Source organism: Marinobacter sp. (assembly GCF_035268745.1).
Taxonomy (GTDB): Bacteria; Pseudomonadota; Gammaproteobacteria; order Pseudomonadales; family Oleiphilaceae; genus Marinobacter.
Map to the genome: position 1 here is coordinate 1 of NZ_DATFKH010000227.1, position 8,990 is coordinate 8,990.

Below are 8,990 nucleotides of genomic sequence, written 5' to 3' on the forward strand. Positions count from 1 at the left end.
AGGCTGGCGATGTCCGGCTCGTTCATGGTCAGCAGGTTGTGGCGGCTGCCGAACCAGACCGAGCCGGTATCCGGTGTGGTCTTGCCGGTGATGATGTCCATCATCGTGGTCTTGCCGGCGCCGTTGGGGCCGATGATGCAACGCAGCTCGCCGTCGTCGATGGTCAGGTTGAGGTTGTTGATGGCTTTGAAGCCGTCAAAGCTGACGTTCACGTCTTCCAGATACAGGATCGGGCCGTGGCGGACGTCCACCGGGGACTCCACCGGGGTGAGGAATTCAAACACCCGGTCGCGGTTGAAAAGCTCCAGGATAATACTCATGCGGTGGCCTCCTTGCCTGCGCCGGCGTCACCATCCGGGCCCTTGCCCTTGGGTTTGCGGCTGCGGAATACCAGGCCGGCAATGCCCTTGGGCAGGAACACGGTAACCAGCACGAACAGGCCACCGAGGGCAAACAGCCAGGCGTCCGGCATCACCCCGGTGAATACGGTTTTGGCGTAGTTCACCAGTACCGCACCGATCACCGCACCGTAGAGCGTGGCGCGGCCACCGAGGGCAACCCACACCACGATCTCGATGGAGAACAGCGGCGAGAATTCGCTGGGGTTGATGATGCCGACCTGGGGTACGTAAAGCGCACCGGCGACCCCGGCCAGCATGGCGGACACCACAAACACGAACAGCTGCACCCGGTCGACCCGGTAGCCCAGGAAGCGGGTGCGGGCTTCGGCGTCGCGGCAGGCAATACTGACCCGGCCGAGCTTGCTGGCGACGATGCCACGGCAGACGATATAGCCAATGGCCAGGGCAATACCTGAGGCAATGAACAGCCCCAGCCTGGTGGCGTCGGTGCGCAGGTTGAAGCCCAGAATATCGCGGAAGTCGGTGAGGCCGTTGTTGCCGCCAAAACCCATCTCATTGCGGAAGAAGGCCAGCATCAGGGCGAAAGTCAGCGCCTGGGTGATGATGGACAGGTACACCCCGGTCACCCGCGAACGGAACGCCAGGAAACCGAACACCAGCGCCAGCAGGCCGGGGGCCAGCAGCACCATGATGAAGGCAAACCAGGCCATGTCGAAGCCGTGCCAGAACCAGGGCAGTTCCTGCCAGTTCAGGAACACCATGAAGTCCGGCAGCACGGGGTCGCCATACACGCCCCGGTCGCCGATCTGGCGCATCAGGTACATGCCCATGGCGTAGCCGCCGAGGGCAAAGAAGGCGCCGTGACCCAGGCTGAGAATGCCCAGGTAGCCCCACACCAGATCCACCGCGACCGCCAGCAGCGCGTAGCACAGGTATTTGCCCATCAGGGTGACGGTGAAGGAACTGACGTAAAAGACACTGTCCTCCGGCATCGCCAGATGCAGGAAAGTGACCACAATCAGGGCCGCAAACAGCACACCCAGGAAGGTCTGGGTTGACCGTTCACGCAGAGGTCTGGTTAGCCACATAGTCTACCCCTCCGCTGCCCGGCCTTTCTGGGGGAATAGCCCCTTCGGCCGTTTCTGGATGAACAGGATGATGAACACCAGCACGATGATCTTGGCGAGCACGGCACCGGCCCAGGGTTCAAGCAGCTGGTTGATGGTACCCAGCGACAGCCCGGCGATGAGGGTGCCCCAGAGATTACCGACGCCACCGAACACCACCACCATGAACGAGTCGATGATGTAGTTCTGGCCCAGGTTGGGGCCGACATTGGTGAGCTGGGACAGCGCCACACCGGCCAGGCCGGCAACGCCGGAGCCCAGGGCAAAGGTCATGATGTCCACCCGGGTCGCGCGGATGCCCATGGAACGGGCCATGTTGCGGTTCTGGGTGACGGCGCGAACTTCCAGGCCCAGGCGGGTCCTGCGCATGATCAGCATCAGCGCGGCAAACACCACCAGCGCGAATGCCAGCACGTAGAGCCGGTTGAGGGTCAGCGACAGGGCGTCGTTAATGACCACCGAACCGCTCATCCACTCCGGGGTGACCACGGTGCGGTTCTGGGGCGAGATCACGGTGCGCACCAGCTGCTGCAGGATCAGGCTGATACCGAAGGTGGCCAGCAGGGTTTCCAGCGGGCGGCCCTTGAGGAACTGAATCACGCTGCGCTCAATGATGATCCCCGCGGTGGCGGCCACCATGAATCCGGCGGGTATGGAAAGAATCAGCGCCAGGCCGGGCTGGCCCGGCAACAGTTGCTGCATGCCCCAGGTGGTGTAGGCACCCAGCATGATCAGCTCGCCATGGGCCATGTTGATGACGCCCATTACCCCGAAGGTAATGGCGAGGCCGATGGCGGCAAGTACCAGTACCGAGCCCAGGCTCAGACCAAAATACAGGGTCTCGGCGGCACGGTTGAGTTTGAGTTTCTGCTCGATGGAGGCCAGCGCCTTTTTGGCGGCAGCGGCCTGTTCCGGGCTGCCACCGCGAACGGCTTCGCTCAGGGCGGCACGGGCGTTGGGGTGCAGGCTGCCAGCCAGCACGTCAATGGCTTCGATACTGCCTTCATCTACCCGGTAGATCGCCACCGCTTCCCGGATGCGCTGGCGCACATCGGCGTTTTCTTCCACTTCCAGGCGGGCTTCAAGGGGTTCAACGAGAGCGGCATCCACCTTGCCCATCATGTCCTCTGCGGAGGCTTCACGCAGGTCGGGGTCGGCGGCACTCAGGTCCAGCATGGCAAGGATGCCTTCCAACTGGCCACGAATGCGGTTGTTGATGGCGACTCTGGCCAGCTCGCGGCGGGACATTTCGCCCAGGCTGTCTCCGGTCAGCGGGTCGGCAATTTCCCAGTCCCGGCCCCGGTTGTTCAATACGATGACCACTTCGCCGCTGTCCTTGATGCGGCTCAGGCGGTTGGCCCCGTAGGCTTCGAGCCAGCCCCGGGCACGTTCATCGCCACTGCTGACAATCGCCTGGATGGCTTCCTCTACCTTGCCGGCTGGCGCTTCCGCCAGGTTGATCAGCAGTTCCCGGCCAGGATCGTCTTCCTGCGCCTGGGCCGGCAGTGACAGCACGGAAATCATGGCGATAAACAGCAATGTGAGCGATCGGATGATGCCCATAAATAGGTCCTGTCTGTTCTTCTGCGAAACCGGATGAACCCAGGCGGGCACGTCCATTCAGGACCGTATGCAGCAGGGATGCTGCATCCGAGCCTACATGGATGTATTCACGGCGTGTCCTGAATGGACGTGCCCGCCTGGGTTCCTACTCCCTGGTAAAAAGAATTACTCGGCAGCCATTTCTCCCGCAGACGCGCCACACTTGCCGGTCTTGACGTTGAAAGTGCCGCAGAACAGGGGCTTGCGCCAGTCGGCGATCATGTCCCGCGAACCGGGCAGGTAGTCAGACCAGGCATCACCGGCAACCAGGCCGGAGGTTTCCCAGACCACAGAGAACTGGCCGTTATCCTGGATTTCACCGATCAGCACCGGCTTGGTGATGTGGTGGTTCGGCATCATCGCCGAGTATCCTCCGGTCAGGTTGGGTACGCTGACCCCGATGATGGCGTCCTTGACCGCATCAACGTCTGTGGTGCCGGCTTTACTGACCGCCTCGACCCACATGTTGAAGCCAATGTAGTGCGCTTCCATCGGGTCGTTGGTGACGGCGTTTTCATCACCGGTGTGCTCAATCCACTGGTCGATGAAGTCGTAGTTGGCGTCGTTGTCCACGCTCATGAAGTAGTTCCAGGCTGCCAGGTGTCCCACCAGCGGGCCGGTGTCGATGCCGGAAAGTTCCTGCTCACCCACCGAAAAGGCCACCACCGGAATATCGGAAGCGGAAATGCCCTGGTTGCCCAGCTCGCGGTAGAAAGGCACGTTGGCGTCACCGTTAATGGTGGAAACCACGGCCGTCTTCTTGCCGGCGGAACCAAAGCGCTTGATGTCAGACACAATGTTCTGCCAGTCGGAATGACCGAAAGGCGTGTAGTTGATCATGATGTCTGCCTTGGCGACGCCCATATCCATCAGGTAGGTCTCAAGGATCTTGTTGGTGGTGCGCGGGTAGACGTAGTCGGTGCCCGCCAGCACCCAGCGCTCCACGCCAATGTTGTTCATCAGGTAGTTAACCGCAGGAATCGCCTGGGTGTTGGGCGCCGCACCGGTGTAGAACACGTTTTCCGAGGATTCTTCACCCTCGTACTGCACCGGGTAGAACAGCAGACCGTTCAGTTCTTCGATAACCGGCAGAACCGACTTACGGGAAACGGAAGTCCAGTTGCCGAAGATCACGTCCACCTTTTCCTGGGCCAGAAGTTCGCGGGCCTTTTCCGCAAACAGCGGCCAGTCGGACGCCGGGTCCACGACAACGGCTTCCAGTTGCCGCCCCAGAACACCCCCTTCGGCGTTCTGCTTTTCGATCAGCATCTCAACGGTGTCTTTCAGGACCGTTTCACTGATGGCCATGGTGCCGGAAAGCGAGTGAAGAATACCGACCTTGATGGGGGGATGGTCGTCCGCGATGGTGTTGAGGGAGACCGAGAGGGCTAGCGCCGAGAGGCCAAGTTTCAGGTGTGATTTGATGGTCATGTTGTGCGTCCTTGTTTACGGGTTAGTTCGTGCCATTCGCTATATGTAAACGCCTTCCCGCCACTGCATCTGGCGTTCCAGCTTCCATCAATAGACCGTAAAAACAATGACCTACCCGGCATAAAAGCTTGCCTTCCAGGGCTTTTCAGCGCTTTCTGCCCTTTAACCCCGCATTTCAGGGTCTTTTTCTGGTGCAACTGCCCGTTTATGGTGCAACCTGACCAGTTTGCGGCCCGGAAAATAAGTCTATCTATATGTTTTAAATAGTTATTCCGGGATTCCCGCGAATGGCGCCAACACGGCGGGTACGCCATTTAAATGCATTCCCGGCATTGCGCGGTGATCACAGACCGCTACGAAATCTCGCACAAATTACGGGGCATATGTCCGATTTGCGCATTTCCCCGCCACCGTAGAATAGAAATTGTCAGGGATGCGTTGTCAGCAAGGAACGCTGGCTCAGGGAAGATAACTCCAGGGATTTGCCGTGCAGCCGCTGCACGGTATGGAGGGAGAGGGCCAAAGGGAAACGGCCCGCAGGGAAGAACGCCAGGGAAGATGCGCACAGGATGTGTGCGGCCTGAAGGATCAGGCTCGGGGTCAGCCACGGACTTTGGTTCACAGGGACAGTGTTCCGTTTCCGTGCGCCCTTCTTCCCTTCGCGACTTTTCAGACTTGCCAGACCAGCTCCCGGCTTTGACGGCCTGACTCGATCCACGTTCGAGTGTTATCAAACCGCAAACTTCAAGGAGCTTCTGATCATGAAATCTACCCCTTTCTTTGCCGTTCTGTTACTGGTGTTCAGCCTGATGTCAGGCTTTGCCCATGCCGAACCGGCTGCAATCAACATCAATACCGCAACTGTGGAAACACTTGCAGCGCTTGATGGTGTCGGCGAAACCAGGGCTCAGGCCATTGTTGCCTACCGTTCCGAGAACGGCCCGTTCCAGAGTGAAAAAGACCTGGTCAAGGTAAAAGGCATTGGCGAGCGGACCCTGGAAAAAAACCTTGAGCAACTGACCGTTGAATAGACGGCCCTGAGTATTCTGCACCATCGTGGAGGGGGCGGTCAGTCCGCCCCCAAATTCGGCTGGCAACCTATCGCTCGCCACACTATCATTCATGCCATTGCTCATCATTTTTCTAACAACACGAATGGCAGCGCAATGACAGATCCCATCAAGTTCTACCCGCCCAAACCGGAAAAAGTCTATTTTTTCGGCACCTGCCTGATCGATCTCTTCTATCCCGATGCCGGCATGGCCGGTATTCAGCTACTGGAGCGGGAAGGCATCGAGGTGCTGTATCCGGAGGATCAGACCTGCTGCGGCCAGCCGGCATTTACCTCCGGCTACCATGATGATGCCCGGGCCGTCGCCCGCTCACAGCTTGACCTGTTCCCCGAGAACTGGCCGATTGTGGTGCCTTCAGGTTCCTGTGGCGGCATGATGCGCAAACATTATCCGGGGCTGTTCAAGGACACCCCGGACGACGTCCGTGCCGCCGAGGTTGCCGGCCGGGTCTGGGAACTGACGGATTTTCTGCTCAATGTCTGTCACATCAAACTGAAGGACCTGGGTGAGCCCGCCACCGTGGCGATGCACACATCCTGCACCGCAAGACGGGAAATGGGCGTTGCCGCGGTCGGCCCGGCGCTGCTGAATCAGCTTGAGAATGTCGAGCTGGTGGAGCAAATACGGGCAGAAGAGTGCTGCGGCTTCGGGGGTACCTTTGCGATTCGCCATCCGGAGATTTCCGGCGCCATGGTCAGCGAAAAAGTGGATGCGCTTGTGGACACCGGCGCAAAGGACTTTGTTACCACCGATTGCGGCTGTCTGATGAACATTGACGGTTTTGCCGGGAAGAACCAGAAACCGATCAAGGGCCAGCATATTCTGAGCTTTCTGTGGCAGCGTACTGACGCCGGCAGCCAGAACTCGCCGGTGAATGCATCTGAAAAAGGAGACAAACAATGAACACCACGGCCGAACAGTCTCCGCATCAGATCGATGTAAAAGAATTTCACCCCAGGGCAAGGGCCGCCCTCGGCGACCCGCAGATCCGCAAGAACTTCCGCAATGCCATGAACGGGCTGATGAGCAAGCGCACAGCGGCGTTTGAAGGCTGGGACGTCGAGACCCTGAGGGATCTGGGCGCCAATGTCCGCATGCGGGCACTGGCCAACCTGCCGGACCTGCTGGAACAGCTCGAGCAGAAACTGACGGAAAACGGTGTCAGGGTCCACTGGGCGGTGGACGCTGATGAAGCCTGCAGGATCGTCCGCGATATCTGTGTCGCCCGTGATGCCAAAAGCGTGATCAAGGGCAAGTCCATGGTCTCCGAGGAGATGGAGCTGAACCACTATCTTCACGAGCAGGGCATCGAGGCGCTGGAATCGGACCTGGGCGAATACATTGTCCAGCTTGCGGAGGAAACGCCGTCCCACATCATCATGCCGGCGATTCACAAGAACACCGACGAGATTTCCAAACTGTTGCATGAAAAAACCGGCACAGATCTGTCCCACGACGCCAATTACCTGACCGCCAGTGCGCGTTTGCAGATGCGGGAAAAATTCATGAACGCCGATGTGGGTGTCTCCGGTGTGAACTTTGCCGTCGCCGAAACCGGCACCCTCTGCCTGGTGGAAAACGAAGGTAATGGCCGGATGACCACCACCGTGCCGCCCTGTCACATTGCGGTAACCGGCATCGAGAAAGTGGTCCCGAATCTGGAGGATGTCACCGCGCTGCTGGCGCTGCTGACCCGCTCCGCCACCGGCCAGCACATCACCACCTACTTCAACATGATATCCGGCCCCCGCAAGACCGACGAACTGGACGGACCGGAAGAAGTTCACCTGGTGCTGGTGGATAACGGCCGCTCGACGATCTATCAGGATGACCAGCTGCTGGACACGCTGCGCTGCATCCGCTGCGGTGCCTGCATGAACCACTGCCCGGTTTATACCCGGGTGGGCGGCCATACCTATGGCACCACCTATCCCGGCCCGATCGGCAAGATCCTGATGCCGCACCTGATCGGCCTGGATGAGGGCCGCCACCTGCCTTCGGCTTCCAGCCTTTGCGGCGCCTGTGGTGAAGTCTGCCCGGTGAAGATCCCGATTCCGGATCTGCTGGTGCGGCTGCGCCAGGAGGCGGTAGACGGTGACCGCCTGCATCCGGGCAAGGTCAAGGGACACGGTGCCAAGCGCAGCTCGGTTGAAGCCATGATCTGGAAGGGCTGGGGGTTGATGCATGCCAAGCCTGCCCTTTATCGCTTCGGCACCGGCATTGCCGCGAAATTCCGCAAGCTCCAGCCGGGCAAGATCGGCGGCTGGACCCAGTACCGAACGGCGCCAGCACTGGCACCGAAGACCCTCCATCAGCGGATGAAGGAGCGCCAGCAATGAGTTCAAAAGACACCATTCTTCAGCGCCTCCGCAACCGTTCAGGGGGTGAGATTACCGCGCCCGACTGTGACTTTTCGGTACTCAGGCGCCCGGACTGGTCGACCGGGGAAAAACTCGACCTGTTCCAGAAAATGATTGAATCGGTTCATGGCGAGGTTCACCGCACCACCGAGTCGGAATGGGTCGGTGTGCTGGCCGGACTCCTGCAAAGCCGGGGCGCCCGCACCATGCTGGTATCGCCGGTGCAGAAAATCGGACTGGCTCTGAAAGAGGCGGCAAACAGCCGCGACGATCTGCCCGATCTGCTGCTTTACGATGAAGCGATTGAACAATGGCAGGAGGAGCTGTTCACCACGGTGGATGTGGGCATCACCTCGACCCGTGGTGCCATCGCCGAAACCGGTTCGCTGATTCTGTGGCCGTCGGCGGACGAACCACGGCTGATGAGCCTGGTACCGCCATTCCATGTGGCAGTGCTCTATGCCAGCGAGCTTTACGCCACCTTTCACGAGGCCATGCAGGCCCAGCGCTGGCATGAAAGCATGCCGACCAATGCCCTGCTGGTGTCCGGCCCGTCAAAAACCGCGGATATCGAGCAAACCCTGGTTTACGGCGTACACGGACCCAAAGAGCTGATTGTTCTGGTCATCGAGTGATCCGCGGTGCTCTGCTGATTGCCCTGGCGGCGCTGCTCTGGGCAACCACGGGTATCGTGGCAAAATTCCTGTTTACCGGTTCGGAATTGCAGGCCATTGCGCTGGCGTTTTTGCGCCTGGCGGTGGCACTGCCGTTCTTCCTTGCGCTGATGCTCAGGGAACGGAAAACCGAAGCCCGGACTGCCCGGGCCGAATCGCGCCCACCCCGGCGGCTGACGCGGACAGCACTGGTGCCGCTGTTGGCCCTGGGGGTCTTCCAGGCTTTCTACCAGGGTAGCTACCTGGTGGCGGTTGATCTGACCGGCGCAGGCATCGCCACCCTGATTACGCTCTGCCTGGCACCGGTGCTGGTGGCGATCATGGCGGCACCACTGCTGGGGGAAAGGCCGGGCATTATCAC

At 60.0% G+C, this 8,990-nt stretch carries 9 protein-coding genes; 5 read left to right on the forward strand and 4 right to left on the reverse strand.

From position 1 onward, the window contains the following. From VJ956_RS14805 to urtA, 4 genes are all read right to left on the reverse strand, one after another. A partial coding sequence (locus VJ956_RS14805) for an ATP-binding cassette domain-containing protein (RefSeq protein ID WP_324085810.1) occupies positions 1-320 on the reverse strand: 320 nt, incomplete at its 3' end. Beyond that, on the reverse strand, positions 317-1,450 hold the full coding sequence (gene urtC / locus VJ956_RS14810; protein WP_324085811.1) for an urea ABC transporter permease subunit UrtC: 1,134 nt from the start codon (positions 1,448-1,450) through the stop codon (positions 317-319). The genes VJ956_RS14805 and urtC, both read right to left, overlap by 4 nt. Positions 1,451-1,453: 3 nt before the next feature. Beyond that, positions 1,454-3,052 carry an urea ABC transporter permease subunit UrtB gene (gene urtB, locus VJ956_RS14815; RefSeq protein WP_324085812.1) on the reverse strand — a complete coding sequence of 533 codons (1,599 nt, stop codon included), beginning with the start codon at positions 3,050-3,052 and terminating at the stop codon, positions 1,454-1,456. Between the two features lie 165 nt (positions 3,053-3,217). Further along, positions 3,218-4,522 (reverse strand): urea ABC transporter substrate-binding protein, encoded by a 1,305-nt coding sequence (urtA, locus tag VJ956_RS14820; protein WP_324085813.1) that lies wholly within the window; start codon positions 4,520-4,522, stop codon positions 3,218-3,220. Between the two features lie 761 nt (positions 4,523-5,283). Between urtA and VJ956_RS14825 the strand changes: the two genes are divergently transcribed. From VJ956_RS14825 to VJ956_RS14845, 5 genes are all read left to right on the forward strand, one after another. Continuing rightward, positions 5,284-5,553, forward strand: a complete 270-nt coding sequence (locus VJ956_RS14825) for a ComEA family DNA-binding protein (protein ID WP_324085814.1) — start codon at positions 5,284-5,286, stop codon at positions 5,551-5,553. Between the two features lie 135 nt (positions 5,554-5,688). Further along, a complete protein-coding gene (locus tag VJ956_RS14830) occupies positions 5,689-6,498 on the forward strand; it encodes a (Fe-S)-binding protein (RefSeq protein WP_324085815.1) in 810 nt (269 codons plus the stop codon). Then, positions 6,495-7,934: a LutB/LldF family L-lactate oxidation iron-sulfur protein gene (locus VJ956_RS14835; RefSeq protein WP_324085816.1), complete on the forward strand. Its 1,440-nt coding sequence runs from the start codon at positions 6,495-6,497 to the stop codon at positions 7,932-7,934. Before VJ956_RS14830 ends, VJ956_RS14835 begins: the two co-directional genes overlap by 4 nt. Then, on the forward strand, positions 7,931-8,590 hold the full coding sequence (locus tag VJ956_RS14840) for a lactate utilization protein (protein ID WP_324085817.1): 660 nt from the start codon (positions 7,931-7,933) through the stop codon (positions 8,588-8,590). The genes VJ956_RS14835 and VJ956_RS14840 overlap by 4 nt, the downstream gene beginning before the upstream one ends. After that, a partial coding sequence (locus VJ956_RS14845) for an EamA family transporter (RefSeq protein ID WP_324085818.1) occupies positions 8,587-8,990 on the forward strand: 404 nt, incomplete at its 3' end. The genes VJ956_RS14840 and VJ956_RS14845, both read left to right, overlap by 4 nt.

What these genes read in the sequence shown, in the direction of transcription:
- VJ956_RS14840 (WP_324085817.1), top strand. Translation starts at nt 7,931, where the DNA reads ATGAGTTCAAAAGACACCATTCTTCAGCGCCTCCGCAACCGTTCAGGG.
- urtA (WP_324085813.1), bottom strand. Translation starts at nt 4,522, where the DNA reads ATGACCATCAAATCACACCTGAAACTTGGCCTCTCGGCGCTAGCCCTC.
- urtB (WP_324085812.1), bottom strand. Translation starts at nt 3,052, where the DNA reads ATGGGCATCATCCGATCGCTCACATTGCTGTTTATCGCCATGATTTCC.
- VJ956_RS14830 (WP_324085815.1), top strand. Translation starts at nt 5,689, where the DNA reads ATGACAGATCCCATCAAGTTCTACCCGCCCAAACCGGAAAAAGTCTAT.
- VJ956_RS14835 (WP_324085816.1), top strand. Translation starts at nt 6,495, where the DNA reads ATGAACACCACGGCCGAACAGTCTCCGCATCAGATCGATGTAAAAGAA.
- VJ956_RS14825 (WP_324085814.1), top strand. Translation starts at nt 5,284, where the DNA reads ATGAAATCTACCCCTTTCTTTGCCGTTCTGTTACTGGTGTTCAGCCTG.
- urtC (WP_324085811.1), bottom strand. Translation starts at nt 1,450, where the DNA reads ATGTGGCTAACCAGACCTCTGCGTGAACGGTCAACCCAGACCTTCCTG.